The sequence below is a fragment of the Steroidobacter sp. genome (genome assembly GCF_036402275.1).
Classification (GTDB): Bacteria; Pseudomonadota; Gammaproteobacteria; order Steroidobacterales; family Steroidobacteraceae; genus Steroidobacter.
The window spans coordinates 1-22,650 of record NZ_DASWTF010000010.1; the positions used below are offsets into that span (position 1 = coordinate 1).

The following is a 22,650-nucleotide window of genomic DNA, read 5'->3' on the forward strand; positions in this document are numbered from 1 at the left end:
AGGAAGGTGGAGTACGGCATCTCCTGTACTCCGCCGGATCGCGCGCTGAAATTGCTGACCACCGTGGCCACCACCACGGCGATGACGATCCAGAGTACGATGTTCTTGGCTAGGTCGTTCAAAGTCCCATCCTCGTGCGCCCTGGCATAAGTAAGTAGGCGCCGTTTGACACTACACCACCGGACGGGGACGCGCCATAACCGACTCCCCGATCCTGAGCAACCTGAAATCTAAGAGCGACCAGCCTAAGCCTTAAAGTCACGGCCCAGCAGGTAAAGTTCCGGACTTCGCTGGCGGGAGGCGGGCGGTTTTCGCACCTTGACCGTCGCGAAGCTGCTTCTGAGCTCCTTCACGAACGGCTGGAAGTGCCGCCCCTGGAACACCTTGACCAGGAAATCGCCTCCGGGAGCCAGGTGCTTGCGGGCAAAATCCAGCGACAGTTCAACCAGATGCATCGAACGGTCATGGTCCAAGTCGGCGATGCCCGTGGTATTTGGGGCCATATCGGACATTACAAGCTGCGGCCGGTCGCCCCCGAGCATTTGTTCCAATTGTTCCAGAACCCCATTATCCGAGAAGTCGCCCTGCAGGAAATCGACGCCCACGATGGCGTCCATAGGCAGGATGTCCAGCGCCACGATCCGCCCCCTGCCCTGCAGAAGCTTGGCCGCCAGCTGGCTCCAGCCGCCGGGCGCCGCGCCCAGGTCGACGATGGTCATGCCGGGGCGGATCAGGCGGTCGGTGCGCTGGATTTCGTCGAGCTTGAACACGGCGCGCGAGCGATAGCCGGCCTGCCGGGCCTGCTTCACGTACGGGTCGCTCTCATGTTCGGCGAGCCATTGCCGGCTCGATTTAGTACGCTTAGCCATGCCTCACGAACTTAGCGAAAAGCAAAAGAAGTACCTGCGCGGCCTCGCCCACGGTAAGGATCCCGTCATTCTCATCGGCTCATCCGGGCTGTCGCCCGGGGTCGCGAAGGAATTCGATATCGCGCTCGGCGCACACGAGCTCGTCAAAGTAAAAGCCCGCGTCGGCGATCGCGAAGAGCGCGACGCCATTCTGGCCGAACTGGCCAAACAAAGCGGCAGCTCTTTGGTACAGCGCATTGGCAACGTGGGTGTGTTCTATCGCCCGCACAAGGACAAGCCGAAGATCATCCTGCCGGCGGATTGATCAAGCAGGTCCGCCCGTGCTCTTGCTGGTCTTCCAGACCAGCGCCAGCGCGCTCACGCAGGCGATGAGAAACAACGCGGCGGACACGCCGTGAAGCATGCCGAAGCGCGCCATGTCGTTCGCGCTTCGGGCTGCGTCCATCATCGGGCCGAGAATCAGCTCGCTTGCCAGCGGCGCGCCCGCGGTCAACAGGATCAACCAAAGCACGGTTTTGCTGTCGGCGAAGGCTCGGCGTGCCGCTAGCAGCCCGAGTAGCGCGATAGCAATGACGACGCCCAGCCAGGTTTCGATGTGAAATAAACGAGCCGCCATCTGGCCCGCGAGCCGGCGCTCGGGCAGTGTCGCGAACAACTGCGGCGCGACGATGCCGCAAATCGTCCAGAGCGAACCGGCCCATAGCGTGACCAGAAACGTCACGCTGAATTCGAGCAATCTGCGGGCCGGCGAGAGGGCCACGAGCAACCTGATGCGGCGGCGTTACTGGTAGCGGACGCCGACGATTTCGTAGCTCTTGGTGCCGTTGGGCGCCACCACGTCCACGACGTCGCCCTTGGACTTGCCGACCAGCGCACGCGCGATGGGCGACGACACGGAAATCAGCCCGTGTTTGATATCGGCCTCGGCGTCGCCGACGATCTGATAGAGCACCTTGTTGCCGGTGTCCTCGTCTTCCAGATCGATGGTCGCGCCGAACACCACTTTCTCGGTTGCGGGTAGCGAGGCCACGTCGATGATTTCCGAGTTCGACAGGTGCGACTCGATGTCCTTGATGCGGCCTTCGATGAAGCTCTGCTGCTCACGCGCCGCGTGATATTCCGCGTTCTCGCTCAAGTCGCCATGCGCGCGCGCTTCGGCGATCGCCTGGATCACGCGCGGACGATCTTCACTCTTCAAACGCTTCAGCTCGGCGCGCAATTTCTCGGCGCCTTTCAAAGTCAACGGCAGACGTTTCACGATGCGATCTCCAATCGCTGGCCGGCGTTCGTCCCGCTTTCACGCGAGATCTCCTGATGCAGGTCCTGCAATCGGTTCACGTCGACCTCATTCATGTGGGCGATGGCATCGCAGGTCGCCAGTCCCGCCGCCACTGTTGTGTAGTAGGTGACGCGCTTGTGGACCGCTTCGCGCCGGATGGAGCGCGACTCGAAAATGGCCTGCTTGCCTTCGGTGGTATTGACGATCAGCGAAATCTCGTCGTTTTTTATCATGTCCACGATGTGAGGGCGACCCTCACGCACTTTGTTCGCTGTGCGACATGGAATTCCCGCGTTAGTGATCGCTTCCGCGGTGCCAGACGTTGCAACGATTTCAAACCCCTGCGCGACCAGTCGGCGCGCCAGTTGCACTGCCGACGGTTTGTCGCGGTCGCGCACACTGATCAGGCAAACGCCACGGGTCGGCAGGATGACGCCGGAGGCGAGCTGCGCCTTGGCGTAAGCCTCGCCGAACGAGCGGCCGGTGCCCATCACTTCGCCGGTGGATTTCATTTCCGGACCGAGGATCGGATCGGCTTCGGGGAACTTGGCGAACGGGAACACCGACTCCTTCACCGCGAAGAACTTGGGCACTCGCTCCTCGGTCAAGCCGAGCTCTTTCAACTTCGCGCCCGCCATGACGCGCGCGGCCATCTTCGCCAACGGCACGCCGGTCGCTTTAGAAACAAACGGCACGGTGCGCGATGCGCGCGGATTCACTTCGAGGATATAAACGATGCCGCTCTGGATCGCGAACTGGATGTTCATCAGGCCGACGACGTTCAAGCCCTTGGCGAGCTTGCGCGTCTGCTCTTTCAGGTCGGCCTGGGTCTCGGCGGACAAACTGTTCGGCGGCAGCGAGCAACCCGAATCGCCGGAGTGCACACCCGCCTGCTCCACGTGCTCCATGATGCCGCCGATGTACACATCCTCGCCGTCGCAGATCGCGTCGACGTCGACTTCGATGGCCTGATCGAGAAAGCGGTCGAGCAGCACTGGGCTGTCGTTCGACACTTTCACGGCGTCCGTCATGTAGGTGCGCAGGTCGTCTTCGTTGAAGACCACTTCCATCGCGCGACCGCCGAGCACGTACGAAGGCCGCACCACCAGCGGGAAGCCCACGGTCTTGGACATGCTGATGGCCTGCTCTTCGGTGCGGGCTGTGCAATTCGGCGGCTGCTTGAGATTCAGCTGCTGCACGAGCTGCTGGAAGCGCTCGCGGTCCTCGGCGACATCGATGGCATCCGGCGTCGTGCCGATGATCGGCGCGCCCGCAGCTTCCAGAGCGCGGCACAGCTTGAGCGGCGTCTGGCCGCCGTACTGCACGATCACGCCGACCGGCTTTTCCTTATCGATGATTTCCAGCACGTCTTCGAGCGTGAGCGGCTCGAAATACAGCCGATCCGAAGTGTCGTAGTCGGTGGAAACGGTTTCGGGATTGCAGTTGACCATGATGGTCTCGAATCCCGCCTCACGCAGCGCCAGCGCCGCGTGCACGCAGCAGTAGTCGAACTCGATGCCCTGGCCAATGCGGTTCGGGCCGCCGCCGAGAATCATGATCTTCTTGCGGTCGGTTGGATTCGCTTCGCACTCCTCGTCGTACGACGAGTACATGTAAGCGGTGGAAGTCGAGAACTCGGCGGCGCAAGTGTCGACGCGCTTGAAGATCGGGCGGATGCCCATGGTCTGCCGACGACGGCGCACGCTCGCTTCGTCGATACCGAGCAGCGTTGCGAGACGACGATCGGAGAAACCTTTGCGCTTGAGCTGACGCACGCGGTCGGAAGTGAACGCTTCGAGGCCCTGCTCCTGCACCTTCTGCTCTTCGAGCACGATGTCGTGGATTTGCGAGAGGAACCACGGATCGATGCGCGACAGCGACTACACTTCGTTGAACGACAAGCCAGCGCGGAACGCGTCACCGACGAAGCGCAGACGATTCGGGCCAGGCATGCGCAGCTCTTCGCGCAGCTTGTGCATCTGTTCTTCGCTCAGCGGCAGCGTGAGCAGCGGATCGAGACCGTCGGTGCCGACCTCCATGCTTCGCAGCGCTTTCTGCAGCGACTCCTGGAAGGTGCGGCCGATGGCCATCGCCTCGCCCACCGACTTCATCTGCGTCGTGAGACGATCGTTGGCGCCCGGGAATTTCTCGAACGTGAACCGCGGGATCTTCGTGACCACGTAGTCGATGGTCGGCTCGAACGACGCCGGCGTCGCACCGCCGGTGATGTCGTTGCGCAGCTCATCGAGCGTGTAGCCGACCGCGAGCTTCGCGGCGACTTTGGCGATCGGAAAGCCCGTCGCCTTCGACGCGAGGGCGGACGAGCGCGACACGCGCGGATTCATTTCGATGATCAGCAGGCGACCGTCGGCGGGATTGAGCGCGAACTGCACGTTCGAGCCGCCGCACTCCACGCCGATCTTGCGCAACACCGCGATCGAGGCGTTGCGCATCATCTGATATTCCTTGTCCGTCAGCGTCTGCGCCGGCGCGACCGTGATCGAGTCGCCGGTGTGCACGCCCATGGGATCGAGGTTCTCGATGGAGCAGATGATGATGCAGTTGTCCTTGCGATCGCGGACCACTTCCATCTCGTACTCTTTCCAGCCGATGACCGACTCTTCGAGCAGCACTTCGGAGGTCGGCGAAGCGTCGAGACCGCGCTCGACGATGGCGATGAACTCTTCGCGGTTGTACGCGATGCCGCCGCCGGAGCCGCCCATCGTGAACGAAGGACGAATGACCGTGGGATAGCCGATCTCGGCCTGCACGGCCAGCGCTTCTTCCATGCTGTGCGCGATCTTCGAGCGTGGAGATTCCAAGCCGATCTCGCGCATCGCATTACGGAAACGCTCGCGGTCCTCGGCCATGTCGATGGCTTCGCGAGAAGCCGCGATCAGTTCGACGCCGTATTTTTCCAGCACGCCTTCGCGCACCAGATCGAGCGCGCAGTTGAGCGCCGTCTGGCCGCCCATGGTGGGCAGCAACGCGCTGGGACGTTCCTTCGCGATGATGCGTTCCACCGTGCGCCAGTTGATGGGCTCGATGTAAATGGCGTCGGCCGACTCCGGGTCCGTCATGATGGTGGCCGGATTGGAGTTGACCAGGATGACGCGATAGCCCTCTTCCTTCAGCGCCTTACAGGCCTGCGCGCCGGAATAATCGAACTCGCAGGCCTGGCCGATGACGATGGGGCCGGCGCCGATGATCAGGATGCTTTTGAGGTCAGTACGCTTGGGCATGTGAGGTGTTCGTCAACCTTCGGCGGCGCGACGGCCGTTGTCCTTCGTGGCAGCTTGCGAGCTCGGCTGCTGAGCGAGGCGCTCGTGAATCATGGCGGTGAACTTGGCAAACAGCTGCCCGACATCCTGCGGGCCGGGGCTCGCCTCCGGATGCCCCTGGAAGCTGAAGGCCGGCCGGTCGGTGCGCTCGATGCCTTGCAGCGAGCCGTCGAACAGCGACTTGTGGGTCACCTTCACATTGGGACCGAGCGTGCTCTCGTCGACCGCGAAGCCGTGGTTCTGGCTGGAAATCAGCACGCGGCCGGACGGGATGTCGAGCACCGGATGATTGGCGCCGTGATGACCGAACTTCATCTTCACCGTCTTGGCGTCGCTCGCCAGACCCAGCAGCTGATGGCCGAGGCAGATGCCGAACACCGGAATGTCGGTCTCGAGGAATTTTTTGATCGCCTCGATCGCGTACGTGCACGGCTCCGGATCGCCGGGGCCGTTGGACAGGAAGATGCCTTCCGGATTCATGGCCAGAACTTTTTCCGCCGGCGTCTGCGCGGGCACGACGGTGACGCGGCAGCCATGGTCGGCGAGACAACGCAGGATGTTGCGTTTGATGCCGTAGTCGTAAGCGACCACGTGCACGCGCTGACCCGGACGTGATTTCGGACCGGTGTGCTCGCCCCAGTTGGTGCCTTCGTTCCATTGATACACGCGCTTGGTGGACACGACCTTCGCGAGGTCCATGCCTTTCAAGCCGGGGAATTTGCGAGCAGCGTGCACTGCCGCCACTGGATCCGCTTTCTCGCCCGTCATGATGCAACCGGCGAGCGCGCCCTTCTCTCGCAGGATGCGCGTCAGTTTGCGAGTGTCGATGTCGGCGATGGCGACGATCTTGCCGCGCTGGAGAAAGCTCTCCAGCGACTCCGAGGCGCGCCAGTTGGAATGCATCGCCGGCAAATCGCGAATGATCAGACCTGCCGCATACACCGACGCCGCTTCGAGGTCTTCCGGATTGGTGCCGGTGTTGCCGATGTGCGGGTAAGTGAGAGTAACAATCTGTCTGCAATAGGACGGGTCAGTGAGGATTTCCTGATAGCCCGTCATGGCGGTGTTGAACACCACCTCGCCCGTCGTGTTGCCTTTGGCTCCGATGGATCGGCCGTGAAATACGGTCCCGTCCTCTAGAGCCAGTACAGCGGCCACGTTACCGGTGTGGTTCATGTAGCTCCCGATGTCAGCTGTTTCAGACACGCATGCGGAAGACGAGATGGGCGTCTAAGGCCCGATCCCGCCACAAGTGTTTTCACCGCGTGCTGAAGATGGCAGTGTACGCGAGTCGCTCAGGTGATGAAAGTGAAAAGCGCGGGTCTGTCACTTCAGCGAGACCCAGACTGGGGCCAGGCCCGAAAACTTAAAGACCGAGCACGTCCTGCATGGAATACAAGCCCGGCGTGCGGCCCGCCAGCCACTGCGCGGCCTTGACAGCGCCACGCGCGAACGCGAGGCGATCGCTGGCCCGGTGTGTCAGCTCGATGCGCTCACCCATACCGGCAAACGTGACCGTGTGATCGCCTACCACGTCGCCGCCCCGGAATACCGAAAAGCCGATGGAGCCGCGCTTGCGAACGCCCGTGTTGCCGTGACGGGAGTGCTCCGCCACGTCCGCCAATTTGACATCACGGCCTTGAGCGGCCGCTGCACCGAGCGCGAGCGCCGTTCCTGAAGGCGCATCTTTCTTGTTTCGGTGATGCGCCTCGAACACCTCGATGTCGTAATCGGCATCCAGCTTGGCCGCGGCCAGTTCGACGAGCTTCAGCAGCAGGTTCACGCCGAGGCTCATGTTGGGCGCCATCACGATGGGGATCTGCCTGGCGGCGGCCGCGATCTCGGCGCGCACCGATTCAGGATGGCCGGTGGTGCCGATGACCACAGGACACTTGGCGGCGACACACGCCGCGAGATTCGCACTGGTCGCCTCGGGCAGCGTGAAATCGATGGCCACCTGCGCATTGCGCAAGGCCAGCGCCGGATCCGATTCGACGCGCACGTTGCGCTTCGCCCCGCCGCCCGCCTCGCTCGCATCCTTGCCGAGCCACTGACTGTTCGCCGACGCAGTCGCACCGCCAAGCGCCGTTCCCGGCGCCTCGTCAATCGCCGCCAGCAATGCACGACCCATGCGGCCGCTGACGCCGAGCACGGCGATCTGCAGAGAGTGTTGCGCCATCGTCAGTGCGGCCAGTCTTAACTACGAATGGTGTCGAAGAAACGTTTTACGCCGTCGAGCCAGGTGCTCTCGCGCGGGCTGTGATTGCGCCGGCTGCCTTGCATGGAAGCGTCGAAGGCGCGCAGCAGATCTTTCTGCTCTTCGGTGAGATTCACCGGCGTCTCGACCACGACACGACAGAACAAGTCGCCCGTCGGTCCGCCGCGCACCGGCTTGACGCCTTTCTCTCGCAGACGGAACACGCGACCGGACTGCGTTTCGCCCGGCACTTTCAATTCGACGTTGCCGCCCAGCGTCGGCACTTCGACCGTTCCGCCGAGCGTGGCGGTCGTGAAGCTCACCGGCACTTCGCACGAAAGATGACTGCCGTCGCGTTCGAAGATCGGATGCTCGCGCACGCGAATCTCGACATAGAGATCGCCCGGCGGCCCGCCGTTGCGCCCCGCCTCGCCTTCGCCGGTCAGACGAATGCGATCGCCGTTGTCGACGCCCTGCGGGACTTTGACATTGAGGTTTTTCTTTTGCCGGATCCGGCCCTGCCCGAGGCAGGAATCGCATGGCTGGCTGACAATCTGGCCGCGGCCTTTGCAACGCGGACAGGTTTGCTGAACCGCGAAGAAACCCTGCTGCATGCGAACCTGGCCAGCGCCATTACAAGTATCGCAAGTGACAGGCTTGGAGCCGGGCGCAGCGCCCGAGCCCGAGCACGGCTCGCACTCGGCGAGCGTGGTGAATTCGATATCCGCTGAATGGCCGAACACGGCCTGCTCGAGATCGAGCTCGAGGTCGTAACGAAGATCGGCGCCGCGAAACACCTGCTGGCGTCCGCCGCGACGACCGCCGCCGAAAATATCTCCGAAGACGTCGCCGAAGATGTCGCTGAACGCGTCGGAAGCGCTGAAACCGCCACCGCCGCCGCGCGCCGCCAGGCCGTCGTGGCCGTGCTGATCGTAAATGGCGCGCTTCTGCGCGTCGGTCAGCACTTCATAGGCTTCCTTGGCCTCTTTGAATTTCTCTTCGGCTTCCGCGTCGTTGGGATTGCGGTCGGGGTGATACTTCATCGCCAGACGGCGATAAGCCTTCTTGATTTCGGCCTCCGTGGCCGTGCGGGCTACGTCGAGCACCTTGTAGTAGTCACGCTTGGACATTAGCGGAAAGAACCCCACCCCAACCCGAGGATCAGACTGCGCGCATGATGCCTGCCTGCGCGGGCATCACGCCACCTAAAAACAAGTCGGGCCCAGGAGACATAACGGTCTCCTGGGCCCGGACGTTTGCTTACTTCTTCTTGTCTTTCACTTCTTCGAACTCGGCATCGAGCACGTCGTCGTTGCCGCCGGTCGCGCCACCGCCGCCAGCCGAGCCCTGCGGGCCCGCGCCAGGGCCGGCCGCGCCAGCCTCGGCCGACTGTTGCGCCAGGGCCGCAGCCAGACGGCTCACTTCAGCCGCCTTCTTCTCGATGATGTCCTTGTCGTCGCCGCTCAACGCTTTCTTCAGATCGGACACGGCATTTTCGATGTTGGCGCGATCGGCGGGCGGAACCTTCTCACCCAGATCCTTCAGCGCCTTTTCGGTACCGTGCACCAGCGCGTCGGCCTTGTTACGGGACTCGACCAGCTCGCGGAACTTGCGATCTTCCTCGGCGTGCGCCTCGGCGTCCTTCACCATGCGCTTGATCTCGTCCTCGTTCAGACCGGACGACGCCTTGATGACGATCTTCTGTTCCTTGCCGGTGGCCTTGTCCTTCGCCGACACGTTCAGGATGCCGTTGGCGTCGATGTCGAACGTGACTTCGATCTGCGGCATGCCACGCGGCGCCGGCGGAATGCCTTCCAGGTTGAACTGGCCGAGCGACTTGTTGTCGTGCGCGCGTTGACGCTCACCCTGCAGCACGTGAATGGTCACGGCGCCCTGGTTGTCGTCCGCGGTCGAGAAGGTCTGATTCGCCTTGGTGGGGATCGTGGTGTTCTTCTCGATCAGCTTGGTCATCACGCCGCCGAGCGTCTCGATGCCGAGCGACAGCGGAGTCACGTCGAGCAGCAGCACGTCCTTCACTTCGCCGGACAGCACGCCGCCCTGAATCGCGGCGCCCACGGCCACGGCTTCGTCGGGGTTCACGTCCTTGCGCGGCTCCTGGCCGAAGAAATCTTTCACCGCCTTCTGCACCAGCGGCATGCGGGTCTGACCGCCGACCAGGATCACTTCGGACACGTCCTTGATGGACAGGCCCGCGTCCTTCAGCGCGATCCGGCACGGCTCGATGGTCTTGGTCACCAGGTCCTCGACCAGCGACTCGAGCTTGGCGCGAGTCAGCTTGATGTTGAGGTGCTTCGGACCGGAAGCGTCGGCCGTGATGTACGGCAGATTGATTTCGGTCTGCTGGCTGGACGACAGTTCGATCTTCGCCTTTTCCGCAGCTTCCTTCAGACGCTGCATGGCAAGCGGATCGCGACGCACGTCGACGCCGCTTTCCTTCTTGAATTCTTCGCCGAGATAGTCGATGACGCGCTTGTCGAAGTCCTCACCGCCGAGGAACGTGTCGCCGTTGGTCGCGAGCACTTCGAACTGACGCTCGCCGTCGACATCGGCCACTTCGATGATGGACACGTCGAACGTGCCGCCACCCAGGTCATACACCGCGATCTTGCGATCGCCGCCCTGCTTGTCGAGGCCATAGGCCAGCGCCGCGGCGGTCGGCTCGTTGATGATGCGCTTGACGTTCAGGCCGGCGATGCGACCGGCATCCTTGGTGGCCTGACGCTGCGAATCGTTGAAGTACGCCGGCACGGTGATGACGGCTTCGGTGACCGTGGTGCCGAGGAAATCTTCGGCGGTCTTTTTCATCTTCATCAGCACGCGGGCCGAGATTTCCTGCGGGGCCATTTTCTTGCCCTGCACTTCCACCCACGCGTCGCCGTTGTCGGCCTTGGCGATCTTGTACGGGACCATGTCGACGTCTTTCTGCACGACCTGGTCTTCGAAACGACGGCCGATGAGGCGCTTGATCGCGAACAGCGTGTTCTGCGGATTGGTCACGGCCTGGCGCTTCGCGGACTGGCCCACGAGCACTTCATTGTCCTTCGTGAACGCCACGATGGACGGTGTGGTGCGATCGCCTTCGCTGTTCTCGATCACGCGCGGCTTGCCGCCTTCCATGATCGCGACGCACGAGTTGGTCGTGCCAAGGTCGATGCCGATGACTTTGCTCATGGCCGAATGTCTCCTGCAAAATTTCGGTTAGTTAGTGTCGTAATGCTGTAAATCTGCCCAGTGGGGTCTTCAAGTCCCGCCAACTGGCTGTCTTGTTGCGCTATCTGCGGATCCGGCGGTCATTTACAAGGGCCGCGGCTTACGGAGCTTTGGCCACGATGACGCGCGCGGGGCGCAGCAAACGGCCATTCAGCGCGTAGCCCTTCTGCACGACCTGGGTGACGCTGTCGGGGACGTGTTCGGCCGACGGCTGCATGGCCATGGCCTCGTGCTGCTCCGGGTTGAACTGCTGACCCAGCGGGTCGATCTCGGTCAGGCCGTTCTTCTCGAAAGCCTTGGAAAGCAGCTTCAGGGTGGCCTCGGTGCCGGCGCGCAGGGTCTGCGGATCGCCGGCGGCCAGCAGGCCCAGCTCCAGGCTGTCCTTGACGGCGACCAGATCGTTGGCGAACCGGTCGACGGCGTATTTATGAGCCTGCTCGACATCTCGCGACGCACGCTTGCGAATATTCTCCATCTCGGCCAGCGCGCGCATGTACATGTCACGGCTTTCCAGGGCGCGGGCCTCGGCGGCGGCCAGGGCCGCCTGCAAATCGACGCCAGCTTCGGCGGCTCCCTCCACCCCCGCCCCGTTCGCGGGGCGATCCTCGTTGGGCATGCTCATGACCTGTCGTTCTCCTGTCTCAAAATGGGGTCATCCCGGCTCACACCAACGCCGGAGGGGCGCCAGGGGCGGGACCCGGGTTTTCTTTAAAGGGGCGGCATTCTGCCTGATCGGGCGGCCGACCTCATGCCCGACCGCGACCGGCGACATCCGGCGGCGGTTCAGGCGCGGAGGGAATGGCGACTCAGGAGCGGGAATTCAAGGCGGAGCCGAGCAGCTTCGCGGTGATATCGACGATGGGAATGATGCGCTCGTAGGCCATGCGGGTCGGACCGATGACCCCCAGCACGCCCACGACTTCCTGATCCAGGGTGTATGGGGCGGTCACCACGCTGCAGTCGTCCAGGATGGTGTAGCCGGATTCCTGGCCGATGAAGATCTGCACGCCCTCGGCCTTCAGGCTCTGGTCGAGCAGATGCAGGATGTCGCGCTGCTGCGTGAACGCCTCGAACAGGCGGCGCAGTTTCTCTACGTTCGACAGCTCAGCGAAGCTCATCAGATTGGTTTCGCCCGCGATCACATATTCCATGCGAACGCCGCCCTGGGCCTGCGGCATGACCACGTGTTGCGCGAGATGAATCGCATCCAGCATCACCTGGTTCAGCGATTCGCGCGTTTCCTTCATCTTGCTGAGCAGGTGCTCGCGCACCGCGCTCAGTTCCTTGCCGCCGAATTCCTGATTCAGATAGTTCGAGGCGCGGCGCAGCTCGTCGGCGGTGTAGTGACGATCCAATTGCACGATGCGGTTCTGCACTTCACGGCCGTTCACGACCATGACGGCGAGCACGCGGTTATCCGACAGCGGCACGAATTCGATCTGGCTGAGCGAGGAATGACTCTGGCGCGGCAGGGTCACGACGCCGGCGAGCCGGGTCACGCTCGATAACATCTGCGAGGCGGCGGCCACCAGCGCTTTATGGTCGGCAGTGTGTTCGCCGAAGCGCGTCTGGATGGCGGCGATCTTTTCATCGTCGAGCGGCTCGTACTTGAGCAGCGTGTCGACGAAGAAGCGATAACCCTTGTCGGTGGGGACGCGGCCTGCCGAGGTATGCGGAGAAGTGACGAAGCCCAGCTCTTCGAGATCCGCCATCACGTTGCGGATGGTGGCCGCGCTCAGGTTCAGCCCCAGATCCCGCGACAGGGTGCGCGAGCCGACCGGCTGCCCGTCGCGAATATAGTGCTCCACCAGCAGCCTCAGGAGCTGCTGGGATCGTTCATTCAGAGTTTCGTCGTGAGTCTGCGTGTGCATCGTTCGGTGCGGCGACAAACCTATGTGACAGAAGGTTATTTACGCCCGTCCGCAGTGCGCTGACCCGCTGTCGAAGGGAAGCTAAGCATGGCGCTGGACGCTGTCAAGCAGACCGTCCCGGCCGCCCCTGACGCCTGCCTGAAACCCTATCTTGGGGCGGCCTCCCTGCCCCACAACCGCATTCGCATGGCTGGCCGACATGGGTCCGTGCTACAAACCGCATCCATGCCCGCAGCCCCCGAACCATTCCAAACCATCGCCATCATCGGCAACACGCGTGACGCCCGTGTCGTGGAGTCATTGCAGGTCCTGGCCGTTCATCTGCAGAGCCGCGGACGGCGTGTGCTCGTCGATGCGGCGACCAGCGTCGACTATCGAGAAGTCACGGTGCGGCGGCTTGCTGAATCGGAACTATGCGGGGCCGCGGACCTGCTCGTTGCCGTGGGTGGCGACGGTTCCATGTTGCACGCCGCGCGTCTCGCCGCACCTCGCGGCATTCCGGTGCTGGGCATCAATCGCGGGCGACTCGGCTTTCTCGCGGACATCGGTCCCACGGAGCTGACGACGCGTGTCGATGAGATTCTCGCCGGCCGCTATGTGTGCGACCGACGCGCGATGCTGCAAGCGACCTTGAGCTCGCCCGGCGTTCCCGACCGTCATTGCAGCGGCCTGAACGACGTGGTGCTCCAGAAGTGGCAGACCGGTCGCATCCTAGATTTCGAGACGTACATCGACGGCCGTTACGTCAACACGCACGGCGGTGACGGCTTGGTGATCGCCACGGCGACTGGCTCGACTGCTTACGCGCTTTCGTGCGGCGGACCGATCCTGTATCCGGGATTGGATGCCGTCGTGCTCGCGCCGATCTGTCCGCACACGCTGTCGGATCGACCCATCGTGGTTCGCAGCACTTCGGTGATCGAAGTGCGTCTGCTCGATCGTCCGGACAGCAACGGGCAAGTGACCTGCGACGGCGTGTCGCTCGGCGCGCTGTCTCAGGGCGACCGGCTGATCGTCCAGCCCGCTCCCGCCAACGTCACCCTCCTGCATCCGGCCGATCACGATTACTATCGCACGCTGCGCTCGAAGCTGCGCTGGGGCCGCGGGGACCGCACCTCGCCCTACCAAACCTCGGAATAACGTTTCTCCAACAGCGAAGATGCTCACTCATATTCAGATCCGCGACTTTGCCATCATCGACGCGGTCGAACTGGAACTCGGCCCGGGTTTGACCGTGCTCACCGGCGAGACCGGCGCGGGCAAGTCCATCCTCGTCGATGCGCTGCTGCTCGCCGCTGGCGGGCGCGCGGGCGCTGAAGTGGTTCGTCATGGCGCGGAACGCGCTGAAGTGTCGGCAACGTTCGTCATCGAGAAGAACGCCGCCGCGCACGCGTGGCTGACCGAGCAGTCCATCGAGCACGAAGGCGAATGCGTGTTGCGTCGTGTGATCTCGTCCGATGGACGTTCACGCGCGTACGTGAATGGACAGGCTATGCCCGTGCAATCGTTGCGAGCACTCGGCGAGACGCTCGTCGACGTGCACGGCCAGATGGAATATCAATCGCTCGTGCGGCGCTCGGCGCAACGTGAGCTGCTCGATCAGAGCGGCGAGCATCGTGAGTTGCTCAGCGCGGTCGCTGAAACGTGGCGCACATTGTCTCAAGTGAAAGATGAACGCGATCGCGCAGCGGCGTCCGCGCAGGATCGCGAAGCCCGCCTGGAGCTGCTGCGTTATCACTTGAGCGAATTGCAGGCGCTCGATCTCAAGGAAGGTGAAGGCGAAGAGCTCAGCATCGAACGGCAGCGCCTGTCACAGCGTGGCCGACTCGCGTCGGGCGCTCGCGAAATCATTCAACTGCTGCGCGAAGCCGAAGATGTGAGTGCTGAACAGGCGATCTCACGAGCGCTGACCACGGCGCGGCACGTGGGCGAACTGGATCCGAAGTTTGCGCCGATGGCGCAACTCATCGAAGAGAGCCTCATCGCGCTCCGCGAAGGCGTCGAATCGGTGGAGCGTTACGAATCCGATCTGGATGCCGATCCCGCGCGCCAGGAATGGGTCGAGCAGCGACTCGCGGCGATGGAATCCATCGCGCGCAAACATCGCATCGAGATTGCCGGTCTGCTCGCTCTGCAGTCCGATCTTCAGGAAGAGTTCCAGCGCCTCGATTCGCTCGAAGCGTCGATGGCGCAGATCGAAAAGCGGCTGGAAGAGGCTCAGAAGAAATTCCGCACTGCTTGCGACAAACTCACCGCGGCTCGCAAATCGGCCGCGAAGAGCTTGGGTGAGAGCATCACCGCGCTCATGCAGACGCTCGGCATGCCCGGCGGCAAATTTCAGATCGACGTGCGCCAGGCCGAATCGGCGGGCGTGAATGGCGCCGACGACATCGAATTCCTGGTCAGCGCCAACCCGGGGCAGCCTCCTCGCCCGCTCGCCAAAGTCGCCTCGGGCGGCGAGTTGTCGCGCATCAGCCTGGCCATTCAGGTTGCCGCCGTTCAGACGGATGCCCTGGCGGGCTCGCTCGCCTGTCTCGTGTTCGACGAAGTCGACGCCGGCGTCGGTGGCGGTGTGGCCGAAATCGTCGGTCGCCAGCTGCGAACCCTGGGCGAGCGTGCTCAGGCGCTGTGCGTCACCCATTTGCCCCAGGTCGCAAGCCAGGCGCACGCGCATGTGCGCGTCACCAAGCTCACCGACGGCAAGACCACGCGGACGGCCCTGCACCCCCTGACCGCCGATGAGCGCGTGGAAGAAATCGCCCGCATGCTGGGCGGCATCGATGTGACGGATAAAGCTCGGGAACACGCTGCCGAGATGCTGCGGGCGCCGACCAAGGGTTCGGCCAAAGCCGCGGCCGGCGCAACCAAAGCTCCAGCCAAGGCGGCTGCCCCGGCGCGCAAGAAACCGGCCCGGCGCTGAGCGCGCCCCTGGATCGGTTACAAAAGGGCCGGTCTGAAGGGCTGCCTCAGTTGCGGCCCTTCGCGTTGCGGGCCGGGCAATCCGGCCGGCTGCAATAGCCGTACAGGATCATGGAATGATCCTTCAGCTCGTACTTCAGGCGGGCCGCCACCTGGCGCTGACGCTCTTCGATGCCGGCATCCATGAACTCTTCCACCCGGCCGCAGCCTAAGCAGACGATGTGGTCATGGTGCTGGCCCTCGTTGAGCTCGAACACCGCCGTGGTGCCCTCGAAGTGATGACGCGTGACCAGCCCCGCCGCCTCGAACTGCGTCAACACGCGATACACCGTGGCGAGACCGATATCCTCGTGAGATTCGAGCAAATGCTTGTAAATGTCTTCCGCGCTCATGTGTCGCGGCGTGGCCGTGCCGAGAATCTCGAGAATCTTGATACGAGGCAGCGTGACTTTGAGCCCGGCCTTGCGCAAATCTTGGGTTTCCACGTGCTTGGTCCTCAGATCGAACGTCGGCGAGCGTCCCGCTGCGAGATCGATCGCTTTTGAGTATCATCCCGACGCATTATCTCGCAGCTACGCCGCTGGCTCCACTCCGAAATGACACAGATCAACCCATTCCGCGTGCGGATTTTTGCCTCGCTGATCGCTGTCCTGCTGGGCCTCGCCGGCCTGACGGGATGCGTCCACCGCATCGATATTCAACAGGGCAACTTCCTCGACGCCGAGGACATCGACCGCGTGGCCGTGGGCATGACCCGCGTCCAGGTGAGATCGCTTCTCGGTACGCCCATGGTGGCCGACCCGTTCGTCAACACGCGCTGGGACTATGTTTACTACCTCAAGCGCGGACGCTGGACCGAGCCGCGCAAGCGCCACTTCATCGTGTATTTCGACGCGACGGACAAGGTGGAGCGCATCGACAAGTCGACGGACACGACCCAGCCGAAGGTCAAGACCGCCGCGGTGAAGTGACCCTATTTCCTTCGTGATTCGGCGCGGCTGCGCTCTGCCGCTGCGCGGCGGCTCTGCTTCGGATCGATGAGCAGCGGCCGCAGGATCTCGATGCGATCGCCGTCCCGCAGCTCATAGGTCAGCGGCACGGCGCGGCCGAAAATGGCGCACTCCAGAGGACGCGCCGCGGCTTCCGGAAATTTTTTCAGCAGCCCGGAACGGGCCACGGCCTCGGTCAACGAGGTGCCCGGCGGCACTTGCAGATCCACACTCGCCTGCTGCTCGGGAAGCGCGTACACCACGCGGATGCGTAGCAGCTCACTTTTTTCCATAAATGGCGCGGGCGCGCTCGACGAACGCGTCGATCATCTCGCCGCAGTTCTTCTCGAAAGTACGCGACAACAGCATGCCGAGCATGGCGTTGGCGAATTCGAAACGGATGGTGAGCCCGACCTTCACCCCGCGATCGCCCAGCGGCGTGAACGTCCAGCGGCCCTCGAAGGTCTTGAAAGGCCCGTCCACCAGCGTCATTAACATCTCGGTGGGACGTTTCAGAAAATTGCGCGTGGTGAACGTCTCCTTGACGCCGGCCTTATGCATTTCCAGCCGGCCGGTGACTTGTTCCGGCGTGCTTTCCAGCTTCGTGGCCGCGGAAATCCACGGCACGAACTGCGGATACTGCTCAATGTCCTCGACCAGCGCGAACATCTGTTCGGCGGAATATGGGACCAGGGCACTTCTGTGTACTTCACGCATGCGCCGGCACGGTACAATCCGCGCCCTCTATGAGCAAGCAGAAAGCCAACGATAATCCGACCATCGCCGAGAACCGCCAGGCGCGCCACGAGTACTTCATCGAGGAGACTTACGAGGCGGGCATGGCGTTGCAGGGCTGGGAGGTCAAGAGCCTGCGCGCGGGCCGCGTGCAGCTGAAGGAGGCGTACGTCTTCCTGAAGAACGCGGAAGCCTTCATCTTCGGCGCGCACATCTCTGCCCTGCCCACTGCGTCCACGCACGTGATCCCCGACCCGATCCGCACGCGCAAGCTGTTGCTGAACCGCGCGGAGCTGAGCCGATTGGTCGGCGCCGTCGAACGCAAGGGCTACACCCTCGTGCCGCTCGAAATGTATTGGAAGGCGGGACGCGCCAAACTGCGCATCGGCCTCGCCAAGGGCAAGAAGGAACACGACAAGCGCGCGACGTCCAAGGATCGCGACTGGCAGCGCGAGAAATCACGTTTAATGAAACATTCCAAGCGCTGAATCGACGCCACGCCGCCTGAGGCATTGGCTGGCGACTACCCACAAAAGCTTCACAACTACCCTCGCGAGCGTTGTCGCTGAACTGCGGCCGGCGCTAAGGTCCCCCGCACATCGCACCGATCCGAATCGTCCGTTCCGATGATGGCGAGCATTCGGCGGTCGATATAAATCGCTCGGGACAATTCGAATCGGGGGACGCTGGTGATCACACGATCCATTGCCATCGGATGGGTACTCGCTGTTACGTGCGCCGCATGCAGCCGGCCGGCCATTCCGCCGGTTGCGGAGGCCGACTCCATCTCCGCTGCTCAGGTCGATGCCGTGCGCATCGTCGATGCCGACCGAGATCCCGGCAACTGGATGACTCACGGCCGCACCTATTCCGAACAGCGCTTCTCGCCGCTGACGAGCATTACCACGAGCAACGTTGGGCAACTTGGCCTCGCGTGGTCGCTGGATCTCGATACCAATCGCGGTCAGGAAGCGACGCCGCTCGTCATCGACGGCGTCATGTACTCGACCAGTGCCTGGAGCAAGGTGCAGGCAATCGATGCGCGCACAGGAAAATTGCTGTGGCAATTCGATCCGCGCGTTCCCGGAGAGAGTGGCGCCAAGGCATGTTGTGATGTCGTCAATCGCGGCGTCGCTGCTTGGGACGGCCGCTTGTTTGTCGGCACGATTGACGGACGATTGATCGCCATCGACGCGACCACGGGCAAGGAAGTTTGGTCTGTGGTCACGGTGGATCAAACCAAGGCGTACACGATCACGGGCGCCCCTCGCGTCGTGAAAGGCAAAGTCATCATCGGCAACGGCGGCGCGGAGTTCGGCGTGCGCGGGTATATCACTGCCTACGACGCTCGCGACGGCAAACAGCTCTGGCGCTTCTATACCGTTCCTGGCGATCCGGCGTTGGGCTTCGAACATCCCGCGCTCGCCGAGGCTGCCAAGACCTGGAAGGGCGAATGGTGGAAGCTCGGTGGCGGCGGCACAGTGTGGGACTCGATGGCTTACGATCCCGAACTGGATCTGCTGTACATCGGCACCGGCAACGGCTCGCCCTGGAATCAAAAGATCCGCAGTCCCGGCGGCGGCGACAATTTGTTTCTATCGTCCATCGTGGCGCTGCGGCCCGATAGCGGCGATTACGTCTGGCATCATCAAACCACGCCCGGCGAAACCTGGGACTACACGGCCACACAACACATCGTCCTTGCCGATGTGAGCATCGGCGGCGAGACGCGCAAGGTGCTGATGCAAGCGCCTAAGAATGGCTTCTTCTATGTGCTCGATCGCGCGAACGGCAAGCTGATTTCGGCGCAGCCTTACGCAACGATCAATTGGGCGTCAGCTGTCGATCCCGCTACGGGCCGGCCCATCGAGAATCCGGACGCGCGCTATCCCAATCCGGACAAACCTTTCTTCGCCATGCCCGGCGCGCTTGGCTCGCACAACTGGCATCCGATGTCGTTCAGCCCGCAGACGGGACTCGTGTACATCCCGGTCAACGATTTGATGTACGCGTACATCGATCGTCCGGGATTCACGCCCTCGCCTATCAGCTTCAACACTGGCGTGGATCCGACGCGGACTCGAATGACCCAATCCGACAAAGCCGCGGCGAACGTTCCTGTACGCGGCTTCTTGCGCGCGTGGGATCCCATCAAGCAAAAAGAAATGTGGAGTGTCGAGCATCCAGGCCCTTGGAACGGCGGCGTGCTGTCGACTGCGGGCGGTTTGGTGTTCCAGGGGAACGCCGTCGGCCTGTTCAACGCCTACGACGCGCGTGACGGCAAACTGCTGTGGTCCTCACCTGCGCAAACCGGCATCGTCGCCGCTCCCGTCACTTATCGCGTCGGCGAGGAGCAGTTCATCGCGGTCGTCGCCGGCTGGGGCGGCGTCTATCCCAACGTCGCCGGTGAAGCCTCTCGCAAGGGCAGTCTTGCCGTGAACCGGAGTCGCGTGCTCGCGTTCAAGCTCGGCGGCACTTCGAAATTGCCCGAGCCCGTTGAGCCCGTCGTGCAACTACAGCCCATCCCTCGCGTCGGCGACGACGCCCTCGCAGCCACGGGTTTCCGACTCTTCCACGACCACTGCTCACGATGTCACGGCGCCGCCGCCGTGGGCGGTGGCGTCATCCCCGATCTTCGCTGGTCTGCCTTCGCTCGGCAGAGCGACGCCTGGAAGTCCGTAGTGATCGAGGGTGTGCTGAAGGATCGCGGCATGGTCAGCTTTTCCAGCGTGCTGAACGAAGCCGACGCCGAGGCGCTGCGCGCTTATGTGACGCTCCGCTCCAATCAATAGCCTAGAGCTCTTGAGATCCTGGAGTTTGGCCTTACACTAGCGCCCGTTGCCAAAGAGTGGCGACACCTCACTGGGGGCGACCGGCTTCGACGTGGGTGGCGAAACTCCAGGTGCATGCGGAGTTGTAGGTAACTCCTTAAACTGCTTACAAACTTATAGTTGCAAACGACGACAACTACGCTCTGGCGGCTTAATCCCGCCTAACCTCCGCCTGGTATGTGCTTGTGCATCCAGATTGGGGGACGCGCTCACAAGCTCGCGAGTCGGTGTGCCTCAGGCCGCCTCGTTAAAACGCTCTGCGGCTGGTCGTGCGTCTTCCCTGCCCTTCGGGTAGCGCACGACAAGATACAAAGAATGGGCTAAGCATGTAGGTCCTGTAGCGTAGTGCTTGCGGACGCGGGTTCGATTCCCGCCGCCTCCACCAATTCCTGATCCGAGGACAGCTAAGAAGATCGATAAGTCCTCGGAATTACTCGAAGACCCCGAGAATTCCAGCGTAGGATGACTTCTGTCGTTCGTTGACGGCTTATACCGATGGCCACAAATCGTGGCGGCTCAAATACCGGTTCGGCGGTCGGGCTGATGGGAAGCCTGGGACGGCGGAAAAGGTACTGACCCTCGGCGTGTTTCCGGATGTGTCGCTCAAGCGCGCTCGCGAGAAGCGAGACGAAGCGCGGCGATTGCTGGCCGACCAACATCGATCCCGGTACTCAGAAGATCATCAGAGGCGGGTCGCGCAGCTGCAGACGTTCTAAGCCGTCGCCCGCGAATGGCTCACGAAACAGAGTTGGGCGACAGTCACGGCGCGCGTAACGCACGGAGATTGGACCAGCACATCTTTCCGCGGGTCGGCTCACTGGGCGTCAGTGGCATCAAGCGCGCGCAGATCAAAGAGGTTTGCAGCGGATAAAAAAGACGGGGCACATCGAGACCGCCTACCGTGTGCTGCAACTGACTAGCTCGATCTTCGAGTAGCGGTCGCGGAGGAAGTCTGCGAGCACTCGCCGTGTCAGGGGTTGTCGAGGACGTTATCGGCTCGCCCTACTCGCCATCACGCGACCATCACAGATCCAAAGCAAGTCGGCGAGTTATTGTCTCGTCGCCTGCGCTCGCCCGCTTTTGTTTGTTCGCCCTGGCGAACACCTTGAACGCCGCCCTGCGCCGTCTCGGCTCCGACAAAGAAACAATGACCGCGCACGGGTTCAGATCCCTGGCTAGCTCGATCCTAAATGAGCAGCACTGGCATAAAGACGCGATCGAGAGGCAGCTGGCACATGGTGAACGGAACAAGATTCGGGCGGCGTACAACCATGCCGACTATCTGCCGGAAAGGAGAAACATGACGCAGGCCTGGGCGAATCACTGCGATGACTTGCGCGGGCACAGCTCGAAAGATAAGTAGCCTTTAGGCTACAGACGGTCTACAATGAGCACCATCGAAGTACGGCAATACCAGACCCAGGACGGTAAGGTTCCGGTATTGGAGTGGCTATCCGGATTCCGTGACCGCATTACGCGCGCTCGGATCAACGCCCGCCTTGATCGACTGGTCCTTGGATTGCGCGGTGATTGGCGGTCAGTAGGCGGCGGCGTGAATGAACTGCGCATCGACCACGGCCCCGGCTATCGGGTGTACTTCGCACAGCATGCCAACACGGTTGTGATCTTGCTGTGTGGTGGCGATAAGCGCACTCAAGCAAAAGATATCGAGCAAGCCCATGCCTACTGGAAAGACTACAAAGCGCGCAATCGCACCTAGTGTGCCCTTCCGCGCGTCAGTCCATCTTCGCAGCGATGCGGAGATTGCCGCCTATATCGAAGAAATGCTGGCAGATGGCGATGCACGCGCGGTTCCGATCGCTCTTCGCACGGTGGCGGAAGCGGTGGGTGGCATGGGAGCGCTTGCCGAGAAAACAGGACTGTCGCGTGAAACGCTCTATCGAACCCTTTCAGCGAGCGGCAATCCGCGGCTGGATACCTTGGCACTGATCCTTGAAGCGTTTGGTCTGCGACTGTCGGTACGCCCAGCCCCGAAACCACGGCGTGCTGAGCACCGGGCGTCACATAGCTAACGTGAAGGAGCCTAGACCTATATCCGGCTAATTCCAGACATAGCTTAGAGGTCGTCAACATGAGCGACACCGCACACCGACGCGCCCTACGGATTTACCGATCACGTCTCGGTAAGAAAAGAATCGTGAGGTTTGCTGTACAAGGACTACGGCTTTTGACGGCCCTGCGACAGTCCCGCTTGCCGATGCCGATCTCCAGATTTCCAGAGAACGTATAACTTGTACTAGTCCCGACCCGATCTGACAGTTACCCGGCTCTCCGGTGATTGTCTGCCAGATCAAGTTACGCGATCGACTTCTCTCGACAGATTCGCTTGCCGTCTTCGAACGTCGCCATCGGCGTTCGTCCACAGCACATCTTTCCTTGATGTGTTCGTTCATGGTTGTACGAGTCGATCCACGCGTCAAGATCTTC

The 22,650-nt window shown here is 62.4% G+C and carries 21 protein-coding genes, 1 other RNA gene and 3 pseudogenes; 11 read left to right on the top strand and 14 right to left on the bottom strand.

What is annotated here, in order from left to right:
* Window positions 1-245 precede the first annotated feature (245 nt).
* The gene (gene rlmE / locus VGD45_RS03760; protein WP_331153931.1) at window positions 246-869 is read right to left on the bottom strand and encodes a 23S rRNA (uridine(2552)-2'-O)-methyltransferase RlmE; all 624 of its coding nucleotides are present in this window, start codon (window positions 867-869) and stop codon (window positions 246-248) included.
* Here rlmE and yhbY point away from each other — a divergent pair.
* Entirely contained in the window at window positions 868-1,173 is a 306-nt protein-coding gene (gene yhbY / locus VGD45_RS03765; RefSeq protein ID WP_331153932.1) for a ribosome assembly RNA-binding protein YhbY, read from the top strand. The genes rlmE and yhbY overlap by 2 nt on opposite strands.
* Here yhbY and VGD45_RS03770 read toward each other — a convergent pair whose 3' ends face one another.
* The 9 genes and pseudogenes from VGD45_RS03770 to hrcA all read right to left on the bottom strand — a co-directional run bounded on the left by VGD45_RS03770 (window position 1,174) and on the right by hrcA (window position 12,728).
* Complete coding sequence (locus VGD45_RS03770; RefSeq protein WP_331153933.1) at window positions 1,174-1,590, bottom strand: DUF4149 domain-containing protein; 417 nt, start codon at window positions 1,588-1,590, stop codon at window positions 1,174-1,176. It lies immediately after the preceding gene.
* 60 nt (window positions 1,591-1,650) lie between these two features.
* Entirely contained in the window at window positions 1,651-2,127 is a 477-nt protein-coding gene (gene greA / locus VGD45_RS03775) for a transcription elongation factor GreA (RefSeq protein ID WP_331153934.1), read from the bottom strand.
* Window positions 2,124-5,390, bottom strand: a pseudogene (gene carB / locus VGD45_RS03780) (carbamoyl-phosphate synthase large subunit). Before carB ends, greA begins: the two are co-directional and overlap by 4 nt.
* 12 nt (window positions 5,391-5,402) lie before the next feature.
* Entirely contained in the window at window positions 5,403-6,605 is a 1,203-nt protein-coding gene (gene carA, locus VGD45_RS03785) for a glutamine-hydrolyzing carbamoyl-phosphate synthase small subunit (protein ID WP_349263205.1), read from the bottom strand.
* A gap of 190 nt (window positions 6,606-6,795) precedes the next feature.
* A complete protein-coding gene (gene dapB, locus VGD45_RS03790; RefSeq protein WP_331153935.1) occupies window positions 6,796-7,608 on the bottom strand; it encodes a 4-hydroxy-tetrahydrodipicolinate reductase in 813 nt (270 codons plus the stop codon).
* A gap of 17 nt (window positions 7,609-7,625) precedes the next feature.
* Window positions 7,626-8,756, bottom strand: a complete 1,131-nt coding sequence (gene dnaJ / locus VGD45_RS03795; protein ID WP_331153936.1) for a molecular chaperone DnaJ — start codon at window positions 8,754-8,756, stop codon at window positions 7,626-7,628.
* Window positions 8,757-8,886: 130 nt separating this feature from the next.
* Window positions 8,887-10,818, bottom strand: a complete 1,932-nt coding sequence (gene dnaK, locus VGD45_RS03800) for a molecular chaperone DnaK (protein ID WP_331153937.1) — start codon at window positions 10,816-10,818, stop codon at window positions 8,887-8,889.
* Between the two features lie 139 nt (window positions 10,819-10,957).
* Window positions 10,958-11,479: a nucleotide exchange factor GrpE gene (grpE, locus tag VGD45_RS03805; RefSeq protein ID WP_331153938.1), complete on the bottom strand. Its 522-nt coding sequence runs from the start codon at window positions 11,477-11,479 to the stop codon at window positions 10,958-10,960.
* A gap of 184 nt (window positions 11,480-11,663) precedes the next feature.
* Window positions 11,664-12,728 (bottom strand): heat-inducible transcriptional repressor HrcA, encoded by a 1,065-nt coding sequence (gene hrcA / locus VGD45_RS03810; protein ID WP_331153939.1) that lies wholly within the window; start codon window positions 12,726-12,728, stop codon window positions 11,664-11,666.
* A gap of 225 nt (window positions 12,729-12,953) precedes the next feature.
* Between hrcA and VGD45_RS03815 the strand changes: the two genes are divergently transcribed.
* A complete protein-coding gene (locus tag VGD45_RS03815; RefSeq protein WP_331153940.1) occupies window positions 12,954-13,868 on the top strand; it encodes an NAD(+) kinase in 915 nt (304 codons plus the stop codon).
* A gap of 19 nt (window positions 13,869-13,887) precedes the next feature.
* Window positions 13,888-15,648, top strand: a complete 1,761-nt coding sequence (gene recN / locus VGD45_RS03820) for a DNA repair protein RecN (RefSeq protein WP_331153941.1) — start codon at window positions 13,888-13,890, stop codon at window positions 15,646-15,648.
* Between the two features lie 46 nt (window positions 15,649-15,694).
* Here recN and fur read toward each other — a convergent pair whose 3' ends face one another.
* On the bottom strand, window positions 15,695-16,132 hold the full coding sequence (fur, locus tag VGD45_RS03825; RefSeq protein ID WP_331153942.1) for a ferric iron uptake transcriptional regulator: 438 nt from the start codon (window positions 16,130-16,132) through the stop codon (window positions 15,695-15,697).
* A gap of 111 nt (window positions 16,133-16,243) precedes the next feature.
* Between fur and VGD45_RS03830 the strand changes: the two genes are divergently transcribed.
* Window positions 16,244-16,618, top strand: a complete 375-nt coding sequence (locus tag VGD45_RS03830; RefSeq protein WP_331153943.1) for an outer membrane protein assembly factor BamE — start codon at window positions 16,244-16,246, stop codon at window positions 16,616-16,618.
* Window positions 16,619-16,620: 2 nt separating this feature from the next.
* Here VGD45_RS03830 and VGD45_RS03835 read toward each other — a convergent pair whose 3' ends face one another.
* Both VGD45_RS03835 and VGD45_RS03840 read right to left on the bottom strand, forming a co-directional pair.
* Entirely contained in the window at window positions 16,621-16,929 is a 309-nt protein-coding gene (locus VGD45_RS03835) for an RnfH family protein (protein WP_331153944.1), read from the bottom strand.
* A complete protein-coding gene (locus tag VGD45_RS03840; protein WP_331153945.1) occupies window positions 16,916-17,353 on the bottom strand; it encodes a type II toxin-antitoxin system RatA family toxin in 438 nt (145 codons plus the stop codon). The genes VGD45_RS03835 and VGD45_RS03840 overlap by 14 nt, the downstream gene beginning before the upstream one ends.
* 29 nt (window positions 17,354-17,382) lie before the next feature.
* Between VGD45_RS03840 and smpB the strand changes: the two genes are divergently transcribed.
* The 7 genes and pseudogenes from smpB (at window position 17,383) to VGD45_RS03870 (ending at window position 22,235) form a co-directional block, all read left to right on the top strand.
* The gene (gene smpB, locus VGD45_RS03845; RefSeq protein ID WP_203167261.1) at window positions 17,383-17,859 is read left to right on the top strand and encodes an SsrA-binding protein SmpB; all 477 of its coding nucleotides are present in this window, start codon (window positions 17,383-17,385) and stop codon (window positions 17,857-17,859) included.
* Between the two features lie 201 nt (window positions 17,860-18,060).
* Window positions 18,061-20,163 carry a PQQ-dependent dehydrogenase, methanol/ethanol family gene (locus VGD45_RS03850; protein ID WP_331153946.1) on the top strand — a complete coding sequence of 701 codons (2,103 nt, stop codon included), beginning with the start codon at window positions 18,061-18,063 and terminating at the stop codon, window positions 20,161-20,163.
* Window positions 20,164-20,235: 72 nt separating this feature from the next.
* Window positions 20,236-20,587: a transfer-messenger RNA gene (ssrA, locus tag VGD45_RS03855) on the top strand.
* A 94-nt stretch (window positions 20,588-20,681) separates the two neighbouring features.
* Window positions 20,682-20,918 carry an Arm DNA-binding domain-containing protein gene (locus tag VGD45_RS34040; protein ID WP_349263206.1) on the top strand — a complete coding sequence of 79 codons (237 nt, stop codon included), beginning with the start codon at window positions 20,682-20,684 and terminating at the stop codon, window positions 20,916-20,918.
* 383 nt (window positions 20,919-21,301) lie between these two features.
* Window positions 21,302-21,565 (top strand): annotated as a pseudogene (locus VGD45_RS03860) (tyrosine-type recombinase/integrase); the annotation flags it as partial.
* A gap of 24 nt (window positions 21,566-21,589) precedes the next feature.
* Window positions 21,590-21,922, top strand: a complete 333-nt coding sequence (locus tag VGD45_RS03865; protein ID WP_331153948.1) for a type II toxin-antitoxin system RelE/ParE family toxin — start codon at window positions 21,590-21,592, stop codon at window positions 21,920-21,922.
* Entirely contained in the window at window positions 21,882-22,235 is a 354-nt protein-coding gene (locus VGD45_RS03870) for an addiction module antidote protein (protein ID WP_331153949.1), read from the top strand. The genes VGD45_RS03865 and VGD45_RS03870 overlap by 41 nt, the downstream gene beginning before the upstream one ends.
* A 283-nt stretch (window positions 22,236-22,518) precedes the next feature.
* On the opposite strand, the pseudogene VGD45_RS03875 reads toward VGD45_RS03870, so the two are convergent.
* A pseudogene (locus tag VGD45_RS03875) lies at window positions 22,519-22,650 on the bottom strand (IS481 family transposase); the annotation flags it as partial.